Below are 19,442 nucleotides of genomic sequence, written 5' to 3' on the forward strand. Positions count from 1 at the left end.
AGCGGTTATGCTCACGGCTCAATCAAGCATCGGGATGCCGCGTGACTGAACTGACTCCACTGCAAAACCTCTGGCTCACCGAAACCGTGCGCCTGCGCGAAGAACACGCAGGCCCGCTGGACGATCAGGAAGCCAATCGCCTGGCCCGCGCGGCCGGCGGCGATCTGCCGGGACGCATTCAACGCCGGGCCCTGTGGCTGGCCGAGCGCGATGGTCTGACCTCGGCGCTCAGGCACTGGCTGCAAGGCGCGCGCCTGGCGCTGGTGCTGCTGGCGATCTTCGCGGTACTGAGCGGCGCCGGTCTGGCCTTCGCCGCACTGGGCCAGACGCCGGTCAATGTGTTCTGGGCGCTGGGCAGTCTGCTTGGGCTGAATCTGATTCTGCTGCTGAGCTGGGCGCTGGGGCTGATCTTCGCTGGTGAACACGGCGCCACCCTTGGCCGCTTGTGGCTGTGGCTCAGTGAAAAACTCGCCCGCGACGCCAAGGCTGCACAACTGGCGCCGGCCCTGCTGTTGATGCTGCAACGCCAGAAACTCAATCGCTGGGCGCTCGGTACGCTGGTCAATGGCCTGTGGTTGCTGGCGATGATCAGTGCGCTGGTTTTGCTGCTGACGCTGATGGCGACCCGGCGCTACGGCTTCGTCTGGGAAACCACGATTCTCAGTGCCAACACCTTCATCAACATGACCCAGGCCCTCGGCGCATTGCCGGCGCTGCTGGGTTTCAACGTACCGACCGTGGACATGATCCGCGCCAGCGGCGACACCGCGCTGAACATCGAAAGCGCCCGTCAGGCCTGGGCAACCTGGCTGGTCGGCGTGCTGGTGGTGTACGGCGTGCTGCCGCGTCTGCTGTTGGCGCTGTTCTGCTTCTGGCGCTGGAGCAGCGGTAAAGCCGCGTTGCGCCTGGACCTGAACCTGCCCGGCTACGCTCAACTGCGCGAACGCCTGATGCCGACCAGCGAACGCCTCGGCATCACCGACCCCGAGCCTGCGCAATTGCACCGCGTCGAAAGCGCCGTCGGCGAACTCGCCAGCGATGGCGCGTTGCTGGTGGCGATCGAACTCGACGATCAACACCCGTGGCCACCTACGCTGCCGAAAAACGTCAGCAACGCCGGCATCCTCGACAGCCGAGAGTCGCGCAACAAACTGCTCGAACAGCTCAGCCGTTTCCCGCCGGCGCGTCTCGCGATTGCCTGCGACCCACGGCGCTCGCCGGATCGCGGCAGCCTGGCACTGATCGCCGAACTGGCGCGCAATGCCGCCGCGACCCGGGTCTGGCTGTTGCAGGCACCGCAAGGACAGGCGCTGGACGCCGAGCGTTTGGGCGACTGGCACGTGGCGCTGCAACAGCTTGAGCTGGAGTTCGCCGATTGCGCCCCGTTGAACTGGCTGGAGCACGGACATGACTGATGCCTGGAAAGCGCCGCTGAAACTGGCGGTGGTCGGCCACACCAACGTCGGCAAGACGTCGCTGTTGCGCACCCTTACCCGCGACGTCGGCTTCGGCGAAGTGTCCCATCGGCCGAGCACCACGCGGCATGTCGAAGGCGCGCGGTTGTCGGTGGATGGCGAGCCGTTGCTCGACCTCTACGACACACCGGGCCTGGAAGACGCCATCGCCCTGCTGGATTTTCTCGAGCGTCTGGAACGTCCCGGCGAACGCCTCGACGGCCCGGCGCGTCTGGCGCGGTTTCTCGACGGCAGCGAAGCGCGCCAGCGTTTCGAACAGGAAGCCAAAGTGCTGCGGCAACTGCTCGACTCCGATGCCGGCCTGTATGTGATCGACGCCCGGGAACCGGTGCTGGCCAAGTACCGCGACGAACTGGAAGTGCTGGCCAGTTGCGGAAAACCATTGCTGCCGGTGCTGAATTTCGTCAGCAGCGCCAACCACCGCGAGCCGGACTGGCGTGAAGCGCTGGCGCGTCTGGGGCTGCATGCGTTGGTGCGTTTCGACAGCGTCGCCCCGCCCGAGGACGGTGAGCGGCGACTGTATGAAAGCCTCGCATTGTTGCTGGAAAACGCCCGCCCGCAACTTGAACGGCTGATCGCCGATCAACAGGCCCAACGCCTCGCCCGCGAGCAAAGCGCCGCACGCCTGATCGCCGAACTGTTGATCGACTGCGCCGCGTGCAGACGCAGCGTGGCGAGCAACGCCGAGCAGGAACAACAAGCCATCAGCGAACTGCGCAAAGCCGTGCGCCAACGCGAGCAGAAATGCGTCGAAGCGCTGCTCAAGCTTTACGCCTTCCGCCCGCAAGACGCCGCCGCCAGCGATCTGCCGCTGCTCGACGGCCGCTGGGGCGACGACCTGTTCAACCCGGAAACCCTCAAGCAACTGGGCGTGCGGGTTGGCGGCGGAATTGCGGCCGGTGCAGCCGCCGGTGCGGGGGTGGACTTGCTGGTGGGCGGCATCACCCTTGGCGCTGCCGCACTGGCCGGCGCGATTGCTGGCGGCGCTCTGCAAACCGCCCGCAGTTATGGCAATCGGTTACTGGGCAAGATCAAGGGACAGCGTGAACTGACGGTCGACGACAACGTGCTGCGCCTGCTGGCTCTGCGTCAGCGGCAACTGCTGCAAGCGCTGAATGCCCGTGGTCATGCAGCGATGGATGCCGTTCAGGTGGCGACGCCGCAGGACAAGACCTGGCGCGAAGGCAAGCTGCCGGAAGCGCTGAATATCGCCCGGGCCCACCCGCAGTGGTCGTCGCTCAATCCGCATCCGAAACTGAATCAGGCTCAGCGTCAGGAACAGATCGATGAGCTTGTGAGCAAGGTCCTCGAACTCTAGAACCAGCCAAGCTTGAGGAACTGTTTGACCAGCGCCGTCACGCGGCTGCGATCCGTACGATTGGCGCGCCCGTCGTTGTCGACGTCCGAACTCAGGACAACCTCGAAGCGGCCATCGTTATCCAGGTCGTGGACGGCGGCCTTGTAAGCGATGGTTTCGCCCTGATGAAAGTGCAGCCTTACTGATTCCGGCGTTCCATCGCTGCGGGAGTTCAGAGCGAAGATCCGCAGATGTCGCACGTCCTCATCGGCCGCGTTGAACCAGGCGCATTTCAGATAGGTTCGGGTGAAGCTACGCAGTTGCGCAACTTCACGGGCAGAGGCTTCACGCCAATCCTGTTCGCTGTCATGAAAGCGCAGCTGGACAGTGCCTCCTGCGCCGCTGCCCGATCGATCACGGGCAATCACTTTCAAAAAACGCATCCGTGCGCTCCTTCAGTCACCCACCTGTTTACGACGGTCCGCCTTGAAATTACTTCCAGTTGAATTTCAGAAACTCGGTGGCCAGCCATTTCACCTGATGCTCATCGCTTTTACCGGCCCGACCATCGTGGTCAAGATCCGGGGCCAGAATCCATTCAAGACTGCCATTGTTGTCAACGTCATAGGCGGTCGCCCCGTAGACCATCGAATGGTTTACCGGACTGCCAACACCCTCGTGAAAGTGCAATCGAACGGCTTCAGGTGTGCTGTCGGTCGTAAAGTCCTCGGCAAATATTTGCATGTAGCGGAGCAGGCTTCCGGCTGGATTGTTCCAATTCAACTTCAGATAAGCCTTGGCGAATCGCTTGAGTAATTGTTCGTCGCGCAGATTGCGCTTGCCATCATCGTTTACGTCGCCGCCGCATAGCTGATCGATCCTGCCATCGCCATTCATGTCGAAGGCTGAAGCTTTAAACAGCACGCAGTCTTCATTCGGTCCCGGAGTGACTTCACAGAAGTGAAAATGAACGGTGTCGGCAACGCCGTTTTGACTTTGATCCTGGGCAATGACTTTCAAATAACGCATGGGAATGATCTCGGTTTGAAGAGTCATCAACCTAAGTCCATGCCCGAATCCCCTCTATAAGCCTATTCATCAATATTTGTGGGACAACTTACCGTTTACTGAGAGCCGATATCTTTCCTTTCAAATTCATCGCTTCGGCCAATGGACAACAACTTATCTGCCTTGTTTTTTAGCAACTCAAGATCCATCACCGGCACCGCCATTTCCTTCGCCAGTTCATCCCACTGGCGCATCCGCAGGCTGACGGCGCACAGCGGATCCTGCTCGAACGCATCGGCTTCAGCCTCGGTCATCACCCCGCCCTGATATTCCAGGGTGCGGCGGCTGGCTTCGCTCAAGCGTTCGTAATAGCCCGGCTCCCTGAGCGTCAGAAAACGCTTGGCCTGGACGTGATACTCCACCAGCCGCGCCAGGCGCTCACTGAATCCGGCCTCACGCAAATAGTCGGCACCGAGGCGCTCGTGGCTGACCACGCCGTAACCGCCCATATTCTCCGCGCCTTCGGCACACAAGTGACCGATGTCGTGGAAGAACGCGGCGAGCACCACTTCGTCGTCAAAGCCTTCGGCGATGGCCAGTTGCGCCGCCTGGGACATGTGCTCGATCTGCGACACCGGTTCGCCGATGTAGTCGCTGGCGCCGAACCGCTCATAGAGGCCGAACACCCGTTCGATGACTTGCTCGTGAGTCAACATCCGTACTCTCCAAAAAGCTGTGCGACATTGCGCTCGGCCATGGCCGGGCCGACGCTCATGCCGACGCCGCTGTGCATCAGCGCCACACTCAGCCCCGGTGCCGGACGCAGGAACGAAAACGGCCCCGGCCCCCGGGACCCATAGACACCCTGCCAGCGCTCGACCACTTGCACCTTGCAACCAAGGGTCTGTTCGGCCAGTTCGAGCATCCAGTTATCGACTTGCTCGGCGTTGAACGGTGAAGGATCGCTGCCGTAATGGTGCGAGTCGCCGATGATCAGTTCGCCGTAAGGCGTCGGGCTGATCAGCAGGTGAATGCCGTTTTCCTGCAGGTGCGGTTGCTCGCGCAGGATCTGCGCCTGCACCGCCGCCGCTTCCGGCAAATCGGCGAAGGCGCCGTAATGCACGCAGCTGAGGCCGGTGAGCAAGGCGTGTTGCAGGTTCAGGTCGATCTGCGGTCGGGCGCGGAGCATTTGCAGGCGGCAGATCTGCGGGTCGAGGGCGGCAATCGGCTCGGCCAGCAAGGTCTGATAATCGTGGCCGGAACAGACGATGATCTGCTCGGTGGTGAAGATCCCGGCGGTGCTGTGCAGGCGCCCCGGTTCGACGTCGCGCACCAGCGTCGAGAAGTGAAACTCGACGTTGAGTTCGCGACGCAGGTATTCGATCAGCGCCGGAATCGCTTCCCGGGAATACAGCTGTTGATCGTCCATGCCGTGCAGTGCGGCGCGGTGATGGCTGAACTGGCCGCCATACAGATCACGCAGCGCGGCACCGCGCAGCAGCTCGACGCGGTAGCCGTGCTCCACGGCGCGCCCGGCACAGAAGGCTTCGAGCAAGTGCTCTTCGGCCTCGGTACGGGCGAACAGGTACGAACCGTTGCGCTTGAGTTGCAGGCCGGCGAGCTGCGCCCACTGGCCCCAGATTTCGCGGCTGGCCTTGGCCAGTTCGAGCATCGGACCCGGTGGCTGGCCGGTGACCAGTGCCTGGCCGAAGTTGCGTACCGATGCGCCGATTGGCGTGGCGGTGCGCTCGAAAACCGTGACTTTGAGACCGCGTCTGGCGGCGGCATAAGCGTGGGACAGGCCCAGGATGCCGGCGCCGACGATCAGCAAGTCTTTGTGTTGTGTCATCTAGAGGTGCTCTGAATGAGAGACCGCTTTCGCGAGCAAGCTCGCTCCCACACTGGATCGCATTCACAACGCAATTCCCTGTGGGAGCGAGCTTGCTCGCGAAGAGGCCCTGTCAGTCGATGAAGATCTTACTTGGCAGCGACTTTCTCGGACTTGCCGTCATAGCGCTTGCGCCATTCGGTCAGGATCTCGTCGCGGTTCTTCGAGGCCCACGCAAAGTCGTTCTTGATCAGGCGCTGCTCGTAGTCGGCCGGCAGTTCGGTCTGTGGCTTGGCGATGCCCGGCTGAGCGAGGACGGCAAAGTTTTCCTTGTACAGATCCATCGCCGGGGCGCTGGCGGAGAAGTCGGCCAGTTTCTTCGCAGCCTCTTCATGCGGCGTACCTTTGATCACGGCAGTCGCTTCGATCTCCCAGCCCAGGCCTTCCTTCGGCAGGATGATGTCCAGCGGCGCGCCCTGACGCTTCAGCTGAACGGCCGGGTATTCGAAGGAAATGCCGATCGGGAACTCACCGGCAGCAGCCAGTTTGCAAGGCTTGGAACCGGAGTGAACGTATTGGCCGATGTTCTGGTGCAGACCGTCCATGTAGGCCCAGCCCTGTTTCTCGCCGAAGGTTTGCAGCCAGGCGCTGACGTCGAGGAAACCGGTGCCGGACGAGGCCGGGTTCGGCATCACGATCTTGCCTTTGTACTCAGGCTTGGTCAGGTCCTGCCAGCTCACCGGTTTGGTCAGGCCCTGCTTCTCGGCCTCGACGGTGTTGAAGCAGATGGTCGCGGCCCAGACGTCCATGCCGACCCAGGCTGGCGGGTTGGCGGCGTCGCGGTAGTTCGCGCCGATCTTGCCCAGGTCCTTCGGCGCATAGCTTTGCAGCATGCCTTGCTGATCGAGGATCGCCAGGCTCGAAGCGGCCAGGCCCCACACCGCGTCAGCCTGTGGACGCTCTTTTTCAGCCAGCAGTTTGGCAGTGATGATCCCGGTGGAATCGCGCACCCACTTAATCTCGACGTCCGGGTTGGCCTTTTCGAACGCAGCCTTGTAGGCGGTCAGCTGTTCGGCTTCGAGGGCGGTGTACACCGTCAACTCGGTTTTTGCCGCGAAGGCATTCAGGCTGAAAGTAGCGAGCACAGCAGCGGCCAGGGCCATAGGCTTGAACATGATCGTTTTCCTGTCTTTTGAGTTGAGGGGGAGTTGAACGGGATGGAATCAGTGACCGGGCGCCGTTTGCCGCCAGGCCTGGGAACGGCGCAGCAAGCCGCGCGAAGCCCACGCCAGCAGCAAGGACACGCCCGCCGAGGTGAACAGAATCAGGGTCGACATCGCCGCCGCACCGCCGACGTTGCCGGCGTCATCCATGTTCAGCACCGCCACCGCCGCGAGGATGGTGTCGGGGCTGTAGAGGAAGATCGCGGCGGAAACGGTGGTCATGGCCGAGACGAACAGGTAGCGCACGATGTCCAGTAGCGCCGGCAGGCAGATCGGCACGGTGACCCGCAGGTAATGCCGGTACAGCGGCGCCTTGAGCGACAGCGCGGCGGCTTCGAACTCGGCGTCGAGCTGGCGCAACGCGGTGGTGGCGGTCATCTGCGCAGTGGTCAGATAGTGAGCAATGGTGCAGACGATCAGCAGGGTCATGGTCCCGTACAGCACATGCAACGGGTTGCCGGTGAGGTTGAAGAAGAAGACGTAACCCAGACCCAGCACCAGCCCCGGCACCGCCATCGGTACGAAACTGAGCATGCGCAGCGTCAGATTCAGCCCGCGCTGGCTGCGGGTCTTTTCCATCAGGTAGGCACCGGTGAAGATCAGCACGCTGCCGATCAACGCCGTGCCCAGCGCCATTTTCAGACTGTTGCCGTAGGCCAGCCAGCCACCGCCGGCGGTTTCGTTGAACTGGTAGTGGTTGAGCGACAGCGACAGGTTGTACGGCCAGAACTTCACCAGCGACGAGAACACCGCCATGCCGAACACCAGCAGCAACGCCGCGCTGATCAGCAGGACGATGGCCAGATAACAGGCGTCGCGCTTCTTTGACGGCGCCGGTTTGAACACCTGGGCGCGGCCGCTCATGGAGTCGCCGTGACGCCGACGCAACCAGGCATCGACACCGAAGCTGAACAGCGCCGGCAGCAACAGAACCATGCCGATCAACGCGCCGCGACCGAATTGCTGCTGGCCGACCACGGCTTTGTAGGCTTCCAGCGCCAGCACTTGATAGTCGCCACCGACCACTACCGGCACACCGAAATCGGTGATGGTCAGGGTGAACACCAGACAGAATGCGGCGAACACAGCCTGGCGCGTCGCCGGCCAGGTGATACTGCGAAAGGCCTTCGCCGGACTGGCACCCATGCTCGACGCGGCGTCGAACAGTCGCGCATCCGCCAGCGACAGGGCTGACAGCAAAATCATCAAGGCGTGTGGGAAGGTGTAGATCACCTCGCCCAGCACAATCCCCCAGAAACCGTAGATGTTGTCCGACAGCAGCCCGCGCAACATGCCCTGATTGCCGAACAGATAGACCAGCGCAATCCCCGGCAGCATCGACGGCGCCATCAGTGGCAGCAGCGAAATCCCGCGCCAGATGCCTTTTGCCGGAATCAACGTGCGCTGCAAGGCGTAGGCAAACAGGTAGGCCAGCGGTACGACGATGGCCGCGACGCTGAGGGAAACTTTCAGGCTGTTACCAAGCAACCAGTGGAAGTTGTCGCTGGTCACCAGTTCCTTCGCCGCCAGCCAGCCACCGCCCTGCCCGGCTTCGCTGCTGAAGCCGCGCCAGAAGATCGCCAGCAATGGCAACAGCACCGCCACACCGAGCAACACCAGCAGCAGAAGTTTGCCGCCGAGAACGAAAATCCGGTCACCGACCTCGGCCCCGGACACCTGCCGCGCCTGCTTTTGCGGTAGCGGCAGTGCGAGGTTGCTGTTCATCAGGCAAACACCTGCAGGCTGCGTGGCGGCAAGGCGACCATGATCTGCTGGGCGCCAAGGCGTGGCATGGCTTCCGGCGCCAGTTCGGCGAGCAAGGCGTGGCCGGGCAGTTGATCGAGCTCGAAGCTCATGCGGCAGCGGTTGCCGAGGAAAGTGATCTCGCGGACCTTGGCCGGGAACAGGTTTTCCTCATGCACCAACGGATTGACGCTGATTGCTTCCGGGCGGCAGAACAGTCGGCCCGACGGGCTGTGGACGCTGCCATCGGCGAGGCGCAGATTCATCCCGCCGACCTTGGCGTGGCTGTCGCTGCTGCGCTGGAACGGCAGCCAGTTGCCCTGGCCGACGAACTCGGCCACGAACGGCGTGGCCGGGCGGTTGTAGATTTCCTGTGGGGTGGCGTATTGCTCGACCTTGCCGTTGTTCATCACGGCGATGCGGTCGGCCATCAGCATGGCTTCGTCCTGATTGTGGGTGACCATCAGGGTGGTGATGCCGAGGTTGCGCTGCAGCTGGCGCAGCTCGGTGCACAGATGCTCGCGGACCCGGGCATCGAGGGCCGACATCGGTTCGTCGAGCAACAGCAGCGACGGCGCCGGCGCCAAGGCACGGGCCAGCGCCACACGTTGCTGCTGGCCGCCGGACAACTGGCCCGGGTACTTTTTCTCGCTGCCGCTCAGGCCGACCAGTTCCAGCATCTGACCGACACGACGGCGCACTTCATCGCGACCGCTGCCGGCGAGGCCGTAGGCAATGTTCGCTTCGACGGTCAGATTGGGGAACAGCGCGTAGGACTGGAACAGGATGCCGTAGTCCCGGGCCTGGGGCGCGAGGTGGGAAACGTCGCGATCGCCGAGGTACAACTCGCCGCTGTCCTGCTTCTCCAGACCGGCAATGCAACGCAGCAGTGTGGTCTTGCCACAGCCCGACGGGCCGAGCAGGCATACCAGCTCACCGGCCGCGACATCGAGGGAGACGTTATCCAGCGCCGTGAAGGCGCCGAAGCGCTTCTGCACGCCGCGCACTTTCATCGGGGCGCCGGGGTTGGTCAGGGCAGTTGCGATTGCAGGGTTCATGGACAGGCCTCATCAAGCAGATGAGACGAATCCTAGAGTTGTAATGCGTCGGTCATATGGCAACGAGGCAAAAACGACCGATAGTGGTATTCAGGGATTTTGGTTGATCAGGCCGGAGACATTTCCTGCGCCAGCCCGAGAAACGCCGCCGGCAAGCGCGCATTCTTGCGTTCCTTGAGACAGTAGAGGTATTCGGGGATCTGCGGCGCATTCTCCAGGGTCAGCACCCGCAACAGCGGATCATGCGGCACTTCCTGGCGGGCGATGATGCTGATGCCGATGTTGCGCAGCACCGCTTCGCGGATCGATTCGCGGCTGCCGATCTCCAGCAACGGCCCGAAACTGACCCCGGCACCGGCCAGCAACTCTTCGGTCAGGCGACGGGTGGTCGAGCCCGGCTCGCGCATCAACAAGGTATGTCCGGCCAGCGCGTTCAGCGTCACGTGGTCGTGTGCCGCCAGCGGGTGATTGCGATGCACCGCCAGCACCAGCGGATCGCTGCCGAGCACCCGGCGGATCAGCCGCGCATCGTCGAGCAATTGCGACGAAGCCGCGACATCCACCCGGTAATCCTCCAGCGCTTCGAGCACTTGCTGTGAATTGCCGATTTCCACCGACACTTCCACCTGCGGCAGGCGCTCGCGGAAGGTCTTCACCAGATCGAGGATGTAATACGGCGCGGTGGCGGCGATGCGCAGCGTGCCCTGCACCTGGCCGCTGTTGCGCAGGAAGAACTCGATGTCGGCCTCCTGCTGCAACAGCGCCTTGACCATCGGCAACAGCCGCGCGCCTTCGTCGCTGACACTCAGGCGGCGGCCACCACGGTAGAACAGCTCCACCGAATACTGACTTTCCAGATTGCGGATCTGGGTGGTCACGGTCGGTTGACTGAGGCCGAGCTTTTTCGCCGCCAGCGTGATGCTGCCCAGGCGGGCCACCATGTAAAACGCTTTCAGCTCGGCACTCAGCACGACCGCCCCTCTTCCTCTATTTGCGCAACAGGCGCAAACCGTTGAACACCACCAACAGGCTCACGCCCATGTCGGCAAACACCGCCATCCACATGGTGGCGAGCCCGGCGAAGGTTACCCCAAGAAAGATAGCCTTGATCACCAATGCCAACGCAATGTTCTGTTTCAGGATGCTGGCCGTGTTGCGGGACAGGCTGATGAACGCCGGAATCTTGCGCAGATCGTCGTCCATCAGGGCGACATCGGCGGTTTCAATCGCTGTATCCGTACCGGCCGCCGCCATCGCAAAACCGATCTCCGCCCGAGCCAGTGCCGGCGCATCGTTGATGCCGTCGCCGACCATGCCGACCCGACGGCCCTGCGCATACAGGTCTTCGATGGCCTGCAGTTTGTCGGTCGGCAACAAGTCGCCCTTGGCCTGGTCGATCCCGACCTGCGCCGCAATCGCCTGCGCGGTGTGGACGTTGTCGCCGGTCAGCATCAGGGTTTTCACGCCCAAGTCGTGCAACTGGCGGATCGCCTCGCGGCTGGTTTCCTTGACCGTGTCGGCCACGGCGAACAGCGCCAGCGGGCCGGAGCTGTCGAGCAGCAACACCACGGACTTGCCTTGCTTCTCCAGCGCGAACAGCTTTTCTTCCAGTTGCGGCGAGCACAGGCCCAGTTCTTCCACCAGTCGGTGATTGCCCAAATGGTAGGCCTGACCGTTGACCTCACCTTTCACACCGCGCCCGGCCAACGCTTCGAAGTTATCCACAACCAGCGGCGCGAACCCTTTATCCACAGCGGCATTGGCGATGGCCAGCGACACCGGGTGATCGGAACGCCCGGCCAGCGCGGCGGCAATGGCCGGAGCCGTGGCGTCGGCGGTCGGGTCGAGGGACAGGTAATCGGTCTGCACCGGTTTGCCGTGGGTGATGGTGCCGGTCTTGTCGAGGGCCAGATAGTCGAGCTTGAAACCGCCCTCCAGGTACACGCCGCCCTTGACCAGAATGCCTTTGCGCGCCGCTGCGGCGAGGCCGCTGACGATGGTCACCGGGGTGGAAATCACCAGTGCGCACGGGCACGCGACCACCAGCAGCACCAGCGCGCGATAGATCCAGTCGAACCATACAGCGCCCATGAACAGCGGCGGAATGATCGCCACGGCCAGGGCCAGAACGAAGACCACCGGGGTGTAGATTTTCGAGAATTGATCGACGAAGCGCTGGGTCGGCGCCCGTGCGCCTTGCGCCTGTTCCACGGCGTGGATAATTCGCGCCAGGGTGGAATTGTTCGCCGCTGCGGTCACTGTGTATTCCAGCGAACCGGCCTGGTTGATGGTGCCGGCGAAGACTTTGTCGCCGACGGTTTTTTCCACCGGCAGGCTTTCACCGGTGATCGGCGCCTGATCGATGGTCGAACTGCCGCTGACGACTTCACCGTCCAGCGCGATGCGCTCGCCGGGTTTCACCCGCACGCGGGCGCCGAGATCGATGCTTTTCACATCCAGTTCGACCCAGTTGCCGTCCGCCTGCAACACAGTCGCCTGCTCCGGCGTCATCTGCATCAAACCGCTGATGGCGTTGCGTGCGCGATCCAGCGAGCGTGCTTCGATCAGCTCGGCCACAGTGAACAGGAACATCACCATCGCCGCTTCCGGCCACTGGCCGATCAACACCGCGCCGGTCACGGCGATGCTCATCAGGGCGTTGATGTTGAGGTTGCGGTTCTTCAGGGCGATCCAACCCTTCTTGTAGGTGGTGAGGCCGCCGCTGAGGATCGAGATCAGCGCGATGATCGCCACCACCCAGGTCGGGGCAGCGCTGGTGAAGTGGATCACTTCGGCAGCGAGCGCACCGACGCCGGACAGCGCCAGCGGCCACCAGTGTTTTTTCACCGGGGCGGCGGCGGGGGCATCAACGCCCGCCTCAAGTGGCTCGGCCTGCATGCCGAGGGATTTGATCGCGTCGATGATCGGAGCGGTGTCCGGCAGATTGTGAGTCACGCCAAGCACGCGGTTGATCAAGTTGAATTCCAGCTGCTGGATCCCGGCCAGTTTGCCGAGCTTGTTCTGGATCAGCGTCTGCTCGGTCGGGCAGTCCATCGCTTCGATACGGAAACTGCTCAACCGGGCGTCGGCGCTTTTCGCCTCGCTCAGTTGAATCAGCGACGGGGCTGCGGCTTTTGATGCACAGCAGGAATCAGCGCCGTGATCATGTTTATGCACAGGCTGCAATTTGTGGCTGTGGTCGTGTCCCGCGTGGGATTTGTGGGTGTGCTGGGAATCGCTCATTGGTCGCGTCCATGAAGGTGCCTGTTGCCAAGTAAAGACCCTGTAGCCACTATAGGGTCAAGCACCCTTTTGGAGATCGCTGTCATGAAGATCGGAGAACTGGCGAAACAGACCGATTGCGCCGTGGAAACCATCCGCTACTACGAGCGCGAAAACCTGCTGCCGGAACCGGCCCGCAGCGACGGCAACTACCGCGTCTACACCCAGGCCCACGCCGAGCGCCTGACCTTCATCCGCAACTGCCGCACCCTCGACATGACCCTCGAAGAAATCCGCAGCCTGCTCGCCTTGCGCGACAGCCCGCAGGATCAGTGCGAGAGCGTGAATGCGCTGATCGACGAGCACATCCAGCACGTCAAGGCGCGGATCGACGGGTTGTTGGCATTGCAGACGCAACTGCTCGACCTGCGCCAGCGTTGTGGCGAAGGGCCGGAGGCGGATCAGTGCGGGATTTTGCAGCGGCTGGAGGTGAGTGGCGGGGTTGTGGCGACGGAGGTCGAGCATTCCCACGTGGGCCGCAGCCACGGCCATTGATACTTACTCAGAACCAAATGTGGGAGCGGGCTTGCTCGCGAAAGCGGTGTATCAGCCAACATCACTATCGACTCAAACACTGCCTTCGCGAGCAAGCCCGCTCCCACAGGGGTTTTGCGTATTGCTCGTCAGACCGCCATCGGCGCGGTCATCGGCGCATGGTGTTCATAGCCTTCCAGCGAGAAGTCGCTCGGTTCCACCAGCTCCAGCCATTCCGGCTGGTACACGCCAGTCTTGGCAAACTCCGGCACACGATCCGAAATCTTCAGCTTCGGCATGGCGAACGGCTCGCGCTTGAGCTGTTCGTTGAGCATGTCGAGGTGGTTTTCGTAGACGTGGGCGTCACCGATGAAATAGGTGAACCAGCGCGGCGTGTAGCCGGTCAGGCGACCGATCAGGCTCAGCAGCGCAGCGCCTTCGGTGAGGTTGAACGGCGTGCCCAGGCCCAGGTCGTTGGAGCGGATGTAGAGGGTCAGAGAAATCTCTTTGGTCTCGACATTCGGGTGGAACTGGTACAGCAGATGGCACGGCGGCAGGGCCATTTCATCGAGCTGGGCGCAGTTCCAGCCGTGGAACAGGATGCGGCGGCTGCCCGGGTCCTTGATGATCGTGTCGACGCACTGGCGCACCTGATCGATGGCTTTGTACAGCACCACGTAGGCCTGGCCGTCTTCTTCGCCCTGGGCAATCTGCTTGTAGCCGTTGCTCAAGGTTTGTTCGATGGCGGCGGTGTTGCTCAGCGGGATCTGCTTGTACGCCGGCCATTTGCGCCATTGCACGCCGTAGATTTCGCCGAGGTCGTCTTCGCCCTGACGGAACGGGTTGGCCAGCCACTGGGCGTTTTCGTTGGCGTTCTGATCCCAGACCTTGCAGCCCAGCGCACGGAATTCGGCGGCGTTGTTCACGCCACGCAGAAAGCCGCACATCTCGCCGATGGCCGATTTGAAGGCCATCTTGCGGGTGGTGATCGCCGGGAAACCTTCCTGCAGATCGAAGCGCAGCATCGCGCCCGGAAAGCTGATGGTGTTCACGCCGGTACGGTTGGCCTGTTTGGTGCCGTTGTTGATGACGTGCGACACCAGATCGAGATATTGCTTCATGAGTTACCTGTGTCCTTGAGCCCCGGCCAACTGCGCCGGGGTTCGAATATTTAAGCTGTCGGGGCAACCGGCGCCGACGGGGCACGGCGGTAGGCCAGCCAGATCAGGAACAGCCCGCCGATGATCATCGGTACGCAGAGGATCTGACCCATGGTCAGCCAGTTCCAGGCCAGGTAGCCCAGCTGCGCATCCGGCACGCGGACGAATTCGACGATGAAACGGAAGATGCCATAGAACAGCGCGAACATGCCCGAGACCGCCATGGTTGGTCGCGGCTTGCGCGAGAACAGCCAGAGGATCAGGAACAGTGCCACGCCTTCGAGCGCGAACTGATACAGCTGCGACGGGTGACGCGGCAGTTGCGCCGGGTCGCTGAACGGCGGGAACACCATGGCCCACGGCACGTCGGTGGCCTTGCCCCACAATTCGGCGTTGATGAAGTTGCCGATACGCCCGGCGCCCAGACCGATCGGCACCATCGGCGCCACAAAGTCCATCAGCTGGAAGAACGACTTGCCGTTACGCTTGCCGAACCACAACGCCGCCAGCATCACACCGATGAAGCCGCCGTGGAACGACATGCCGCCCTTCCACACTTCGAAAATCAGCGTCGGGTTGGCGATGTAGGCGCTCAGATCGTAGAACAGCACATAGCCCAGTCGCCCGCCGACAATCACCCCCATCGACAGCCAGAACACCAGGTCGGAGAGTTTCTCTTTGGTCCAGGTCGGGTCGAAACGGTTGAGCCGGCGCGACGCCAGCAGCCACGCACCGCCGATGCCGACCAGATACATCAGGCCGTACCAATGGATTTTCAGCGGACCGATGGCCAGGGCCACCGGGTCGATCTGCGGGTAAGGCAGCATTGCGACTCCTCGTTAGAGTTCAAATCTTCAAAATTCCCGGGCGACGCTGCCACCTCAGGATTAAGCCAGGATTGTGGCCTGCTCGGAACAAACGCCTCAGAACAGAAAGCTCAGCCCCACGCAGAACAGCAAAGCGGCAAACAGCCGTTTCAGCAACTTCGGCGACAACTTGTGCGCCAGCCGCGCGCCGATCCGGGCGAACACCATGCTGGTCAGCGCAATGCCCAGCAGCGCCGGCAGATACACAAACCCGAGACTATGGGCCGGCAGCAACGGATCATGCCAGCCCAGAATCATGAAACTTATTGCACTTGCCAAAGCGATCGGCAGGCCACAGGCCGACGAGGTCGCCACGGCCTGCTGCATCGGCACGCTGCGCCAGGTCAGGAACGGCACGGTCAGCGAGCCGCCGCCAATGCCGAAAATCGCCGACGCCCAGCCGATCACACTGCCGGCCACGGTCAGACCGAATTTGCCGGGCACCGTTCGACTGGCCTTGGGTTTGACGTCCAGCGCCAGCTGCGCCGCGATTACCAGGGCGAACACACCGATGATCTTCTGCAGGTTGGGCCCGGAGATCGCTTCGGCGGTCAGCGCGCCGAAACCGGCCCCGAGCAGGATCCCGACGGTCATCCAGGCGAAAATCGGCCAGCGCACCGCCCCGCGTCGATGATGTTCACGCACGGCGTTGACCGAGGTGAAGATGATCGTCGCCAGCGACGTGCCGACGGCCAGGTGGGTCAGGATCGACGGATCGAAACCCTGCAAGGTGAAACTGAACACCAGCACCGGGACGATGATGATCCCGCCGCCAACCCCGAACAGCCCAGCCAGCACGCCTGCGCAGGCACCCAGCGCCAGATAGAGCAGAAATTCCATGACTGCCTCCAGAGGCGCATCCCAAAACCGGAGCGGCATGGTAACGGATGCATGGCCTTCGGCTCCACTGGCGATGGATGCACGGACGATGTCTGCGTAGAGTGGACAGAAAACACACAAGGACCACCTTATGTGCCTGATCGTTTTCGCCTGGCGGCCGGGGCATGCCCAGCCGCTGATCGTCGCGGCCAACCGTGACGAGTTCTATGCCCGGCCCAGTCTGCCGCTGGCCCAGTGGCCCGAGTCGCCGCACGTCCATGCCGGACGGGATCTGGAGGCCGGCGGCACCTGGCTCGGCCTCGGCGCCAACGGCCGCTTTGCCGCGCTGACCAACATCCGCGATCCGCATCAGCCTCCGGCCCGGCGCTCCCGGGGTGAACTGGTGGCGGGGTTTCTGACCGGAAACCTGTCGATCGATGACTATTTGTCCGACGTTGTCGCCCGCTCGCCGGAATATGCCGGGTTCAATCTGCTGCTGGGCAATGCCCACGAGATGTGGCATTTCAACGCGCGGTCTTCGGAACCGGTGATGTTGCAGCCGGGCATTTATGGACTTTCAAATGCGGGGCTGGATACGCCGTGGCCGAAACTGCTCAAGGCCAAGGCGGCATTGAGTGCGGTGCTGGATGATCCGCAGCCCGAGCGGTTGCTGGCGTTGCTGGGGGATGCGCAGACGGCACCGTTCGCCGAGCTGCCGGATACCGGCGTGGGGCTGGCGACCGAGTCGCTGCTGTCGAGTGTGTTCATTGCCAGTCAGAGTTACGGGACGCGGGCGAGTACGGCGCTGATCGTGCAGGCGGACGGGACGCGGCGGATGGTGGAGCGCAGTTTCGGGCCGTACGGCGGGCATCTGGGGGAAGTGGAGATCAATCTTTGAAAATCGCAGCCCGAAGGCTGCGATCTTCTGTTCAGAGCGGTTTGACCATCCGCGACAGCCCGAGACTCTTCAGCGCCAGTTGCAGCGAGCTGTGGATAACTTGCGGGTTGTCGATGGTCATCAGTTCCGCCAGCAGATCCTTCGCCTTGCTCAGATTGATCTGACGCAGCATCCACTTCACCTTCGGCAGGTTGGTGGCGTTCATCGACAGGCTGTCGAAGCCCATCGCCATCAACAGCACCGCTGCCGCCGGGTCACCGGCCATCTCGCCACAGATGCTCACCGGCTTGCCTTCGGCATGGGCGTCACGCACGACGATCTGCAAGGCTTGCAGCACCGCCGGGTGCAGATAGTCGTAGAGATCGGCCACACGCGGGTTGTTGCGGTCCACGGCCAGCAGATACTGGGTGAGGTCGTTGGAACCCACCGACAGGAAGTCGACCATCCGCGCCAGTTCTCTGGTCTGGTAGACCGCCGCCGGAATCTCGATCATCACGCCCACCGGCGGCATCGGCACATCGGTACCTTCGTCGCGCACTTCGCCCCAGGCCCGGTGGATCAGGTGCAACGCTTCTTCGAGCTCGTGGATGCCGGAGATCATCGGCAACAGGATCCGCAGGTTGTTCAGGCCTTCGCTGGCCTTGAGCATCGCGCGGGTCTGCACCAGGAAGATTTCCGGGTGGTCGAGGGTGACGCGGATCCCGCGCCAGCCAAGGAACGGGTTGTCTTCCTTGATCGGGAAGTACGACAGCGCCTTGTCACCGCCGATGTCCAGCGTACGCATGGTCACTGGTTGCGGGTGGAACGCGGCGAGCTGCTCGCGGTAGATCGCCAGTTGTTCCTTCTCGCTCGGGAAACGCTGGTTGATCATGAACGGCACTTCGGTGCGGTACAGACCGACACCTTCGGCGCCACGCTTCTGCGCCCGCGCCACGTCCGCCAGCAGGCCGGTGTTGACCCACAGCGGCATGCGGTGGCCGTCGAGGGTCACGCACGGCAAGTCGCGCAGGGTATCGAGGCCCAGCGCCAGTTGCTTCTCTTCTTCCACCACGTCGGCGAATTGCTTGATCAGCACTTCGCTCGGGTTGGTGTAGATTTCGCCCTTGATCCCGTCGACGATCATCGGGATGCCATCGACCTTGGCGTACGGCAAGTCGACTACGCCCATCACCGTCGGAATACCCATGGCCCGGGCCAGGATCGCGACGTGGGAGTTACCCGAACCCAGTACCGAGACCAACCCCACCAGCTTGCCTTCCGGTACTTCACCGAGCTGGGTGGCGGTCAGCTCTTCACTGACCAGGATGGTGTTGTCGGGGAAAACCATGTTGGTCGTGCGGTCTTCCTGCAGGTAGGCCAGCAGACGGCGACCGAGGTCACGCACATCCGAGGCCCGCTCACGCAGGTATTCATCGTCCATCAATTCGAAACGGTTGACGTGGTCGGTCACCACCTGACGCAGCGCGCCCTGAGCCCACTGACCGGTCTTGATCACGGTTTTGACTTCGTTACCGAGGGACGCGTCATCGAGCATCATCTGGTACACGTCGAACAACGCGCGTTCTTCGGGACGCAACTGGGTGGCCAGTTTGGTCGACAGGTTGCGCATGTCGGCGCGCACGCCTTCAAGCGCCTTCTTGAACAGTTTTATTTCGGCATCGATGTCGTCGACAGTCTTGTCCGGCACGACATCGAGGTCGGCTGGCGGCAACATGACAACCGCCGTACCGACCGCCGCGCCCGGTGAACCCGGCACACCGACGAACTTGGCTTCCTGGATGCCCTTGCCCTGACGGCCCAGGCCACGGATCGACCCGGTGGCCTCGGCGTGGGCGATTACGCCGGCGAGCTGCGCGCTCATGGTCACGAGGAAGGCTTCTTCACCTTCATCGAACTGGCGGCGTTCTTTCTGCTGGATGACCAACACGCCGACGACGCGGCGGTGGTGAATGATCGGCGCCCCGAGGAACGAGGCGTAGCGCTCCTCGCCGGTCTCGGCGAAGTAGCGGTAGCGCGGGTGATCCGCGGCATTTTCGAGGTTCAGGGGTTCTTCACGCGTGCCGACCAGGCCGACCAGACCTTCGTTGGGTGCCATGCTGACCTTGCCGATCGAGCGCTTGTTCAAGCCCTCGGTGGCCATCAGGACGAAGCGGTTGGTCTCGGGATCAAGCAGATAGACCGAGCAGACCTGGCTGCCCATGGCCTCTTTGACGCGCAACACAATAATCCCCAACGCCGCCTTGAGATCCTTGGCGGAGTTAACTTCCTGGACGATCTTGCGCAGCGTATTGAGCATGGCTCGGGGTCGAAC

At 62.6% G+C, this 19,442-nt stretch carries 17 protein-coding genes; 4 read left to right on the forward strand and 13 right to left on the reverse strand.

Annotation, left to right across the window (positions count from 1 at the left end; genetic code table 11):
• Nucleotides 1–41 precede the first annotated feature (41 nt).
• On the forward strand, nucleotides 42–1,415 hold the full coding sequence (locus tag M5B98_RS07085; protein WP_248742309.1) for a DUF2868 domain-containing protein: 1,374 nt from the start codon (nucleotides 42–44) through the stop codon (nucleotides 1,413–1,415).
• Entirely contained in the window at nucleotides 1,408–2,793 is a 1,386-nt protein-coding gene (locus tag M5B98_RS07090) for a GTPase/DUF3482 domain-containing protein (RefSeq protein ID WP_248742310.1), read from the forward strand. Before M5B98_RS07085 ends, M5B98_RS07090 begins: the two co-directional genes overlap by 8 nt.
• Here the strand turns inward: M5B98_RS07090 and M5B98_RS07095 are convergent.
• From M5B98_RS07095 to M5B98_RS07135, 9 genes are all read right to left on the reverse strand, one after another.
• Nucleotides 2,790–3,215 carry a hypothetical protein gene (locus M5B98_RS07095; protein ID WP_248742311.1) on the reverse strand — a complete coding sequence of 142 codons (426 nt, stop codon included), beginning with the start codon at nucleotides 3,213–3,215 and terminating at the stop codon, nucleotides 2,790–2,792. The genes M5B98_RS07090 and M5B98_RS07095 overlap by 4 nt on opposite strands.
• Nucleotides 3,216–3,264: 49 nt before the next feature.
• Nucleotides 3,265–3,828 (reverse strand): hypothetical protein, encoded by a 564-nt coding sequence (locus M5B98_RS07100; RefSeq protein ID WP_248742312.1) that lies wholly within the window; start codon nucleotides 3,826–3,828, stop codon nucleotides 3,265–3,267.
• A gap of 68 nt (nucleotides 3,829–3,896) precedes the next feature.
• Nucleotides 3,897–4,496, reverse strand: coding sequence for a phosphonate degradation HD-domain oxygenase (locus M5B98_RS07105; RefSeq protein ID WP_248742313.1), 600 nt, complete (start codon nucleotides 4,494–4,496; stop codon nucleotides 3,897–3,899).
• Nucleotides 4,490–5,629, reverse strand: a complete 1,140-nt coding sequence (locus M5B98_RS07110) for a TIGR03364 family FAD-dependent oxidoreductase (protein ID WP_248742314.1) — start codon at nucleotides 5,627–5,629, stop codon at nucleotides 4,490–4,492. The genes M5B98_RS07105 and M5B98_RS07110 overlap by 7 nt, the downstream gene beginning before the upstream one ends.
• Before the next feature lie 128 nt (nucleotides 5,630–5,757).
• Entirely contained in the window at nucleotides 5,758–6,783 is a 1,026-nt protein-coding gene (locus tag M5B98_RS07115) for a putative 2-aminoethylphosphonate ABC transporter substrate-binding protein (RefSeq protein WP_192552510.1), read from the reverse strand.
• 48 nt (nucleotides 6,784–6,831) lie between these two features.
• The gene (locus tag M5B98_RS07120) at nucleotides 6,832–8,556 is read right to left on the reverse strand and encodes a putative 2-aminoethylphosphonate ABC transporter permease subunit (protein ID WP_119427510.1); all 1,725 of its coding nucleotides are present in this window, start codon (nucleotides 8,554–8,556) and stop codon (nucleotides 6,832–6,834) included.
• A complete protein-coding gene (locus tag M5B98_RS07125) occupies nucleotides 8,556–9,632 on the reverse strand; it encodes a putative 2-aminoethylphosphonate ABC transporter ATP-binding protein (RefSeq protein WP_248742315.1) in 1,077 nt (358 codons plus the stop codon). Before M5B98_RS07125 ends, M5B98_RS07120 begins: the two co-directional genes overlap by 1 nt.
• Nucleotides 9,633–9,739: 107 nt before the next feature.
• The gene (locus tag M5B98_RS07130) at nucleotides 9,740–10,603 is read right to left on the reverse strand and encodes a LysR family transcriptional regulator (protein WP_248742316.1); all 864 of its coding nucleotides are present in this window, start codon (nucleotides 10,601–10,603) and stop codon (nucleotides 9,740–9,742) included.
• A gap of 16 nt (nucleotides 10,604–10,619) precedes the next feature.
• Nucleotides 10,620–12,875 carry a heavy metal translocating P-type ATPase gene (locus tag M5B98_RS07135; RefSeq protein WP_248742317.1) on the reverse strand — a complete coding sequence of 752 codons (2,256 nt, stop codon included), beginning with the start codon at nucleotides 12,873–12,875 and terminating at the stop codon, nucleotides 10,620–10,622.
• A gap of 84 nt (nucleotides 12,876–12,959) precedes the next feature.
• Here M5B98_RS07135 and cadR point away from each other — a divergent pair, with 84 nt between their 5' ends.
• Nucleotides 12,960–13,409: a Cd(II)/Pb(II)-responsive transcriptional regulator gene (cadR, locus tag M5B98_RS07140; protein WP_064600182.1), complete on the forward strand. Its 450-nt coding sequence runs from the start codon at nucleotides 12,960–12,962 to the stop codon at nucleotides 13,407–13,409.
• Between the two features lie 128 nt (nucleotides 13,410–13,537).
• Here the strand turns inward: cadR and M5B98_RS07145 are convergent, their stop codons facing one another.
• The 3 genes from M5B98_RS07145 to M5B98_RS07155 all read right to left on the reverse strand — a co-directional run bounded on the left by M5B98_RS07145 (nucleotide 13,538) and on the right by M5B98_RS07155 (nucleotide 16,254).
• Entirely contained in the window at nucleotides 13,538–14,509 is a 972-nt protein-coding gene (locus M5B98_RS07145; RefSeq protein ID WP_011336420.1) for a thymidylate synthase, read from the reverse strand.
• 50 nt (nucleotides 14,510–14,559) lie between these two features.
• Nucleotides 14,560–15,375: a prolipoprotein diacylglyceryl transferase gene (gene lgt, locus M5B98_RS07150; RefSeq protein ID WP_065258902.1), complete on the reverse strand. Its 816-nt coding sequence runs from the start codon at nucleotides 15,373–15,375 to the stop codon at nucleotides 14,560–14,562.
• 96 nt (nucleotides 15,376–15,471) lie between these two features.
• On the reverse strand, nucleotides 15,472–16,254 hold the full coding sequence (locus M5B98_RS07155) for a sulfite exporter TauE/SafE family protein (protein ID WP_134828427.1): 783 nt from the start codon (nucleotides 16,252–16,254) through the stop codon (nucleotides 15,472–15,474).
• Between the two features lie 130 nt (nucleotides 16,255–16,384).
• Between M5B98_RS07155 and M5B98_RS07160 the strand changes: the two genes are divergently transcribed.
• Nucleotides 16,385–17,131 (forward strand): NRDE family protein, encoded by a 747-nt coding sequence (locus M5B98_RS07160; RefSeq protein WP_248742318.1) that lies wholly within the window; start codon nucleotides 16,385–16,387, stop codon nucleotides 17,129–17,131.
• 31 nt (nucleotides 17,132–17,162) lie between these two features.
• On the opposite strand, the gene ptsP is transcribed toward M5B98_RS07160, so the two are convergent.
• The gene (ptsP, locus tag M5B98_RS07165) at nucleotides 17,163–19,427 is read right to left on the reverse strand and encodes a phosphoenolpyruvate--protein phosphotransferase (protein WP_114886157.1); all 2,265 of its coding nucleotides are present in this window, start codon (nucleotides 19,425–19,427) and stop codon (nucleotides 17,163–17,165) included.
• Nucleotides 19,428–19,442 lie beyond the last annotated feature (15 nt).

The organism is Pseudomonas sp. MWU12-3088, from assembly GCF_023242405.1.
In the GTDB taxonomy this organism is placed as follows: domain Bacteria; phylum Pseudomonadota; class Gammaproteobacteria; order Pseudomonadales; family Pseudomonadaceae; genus Aquipseudomonas; species Aquipseudomonas kribbensis.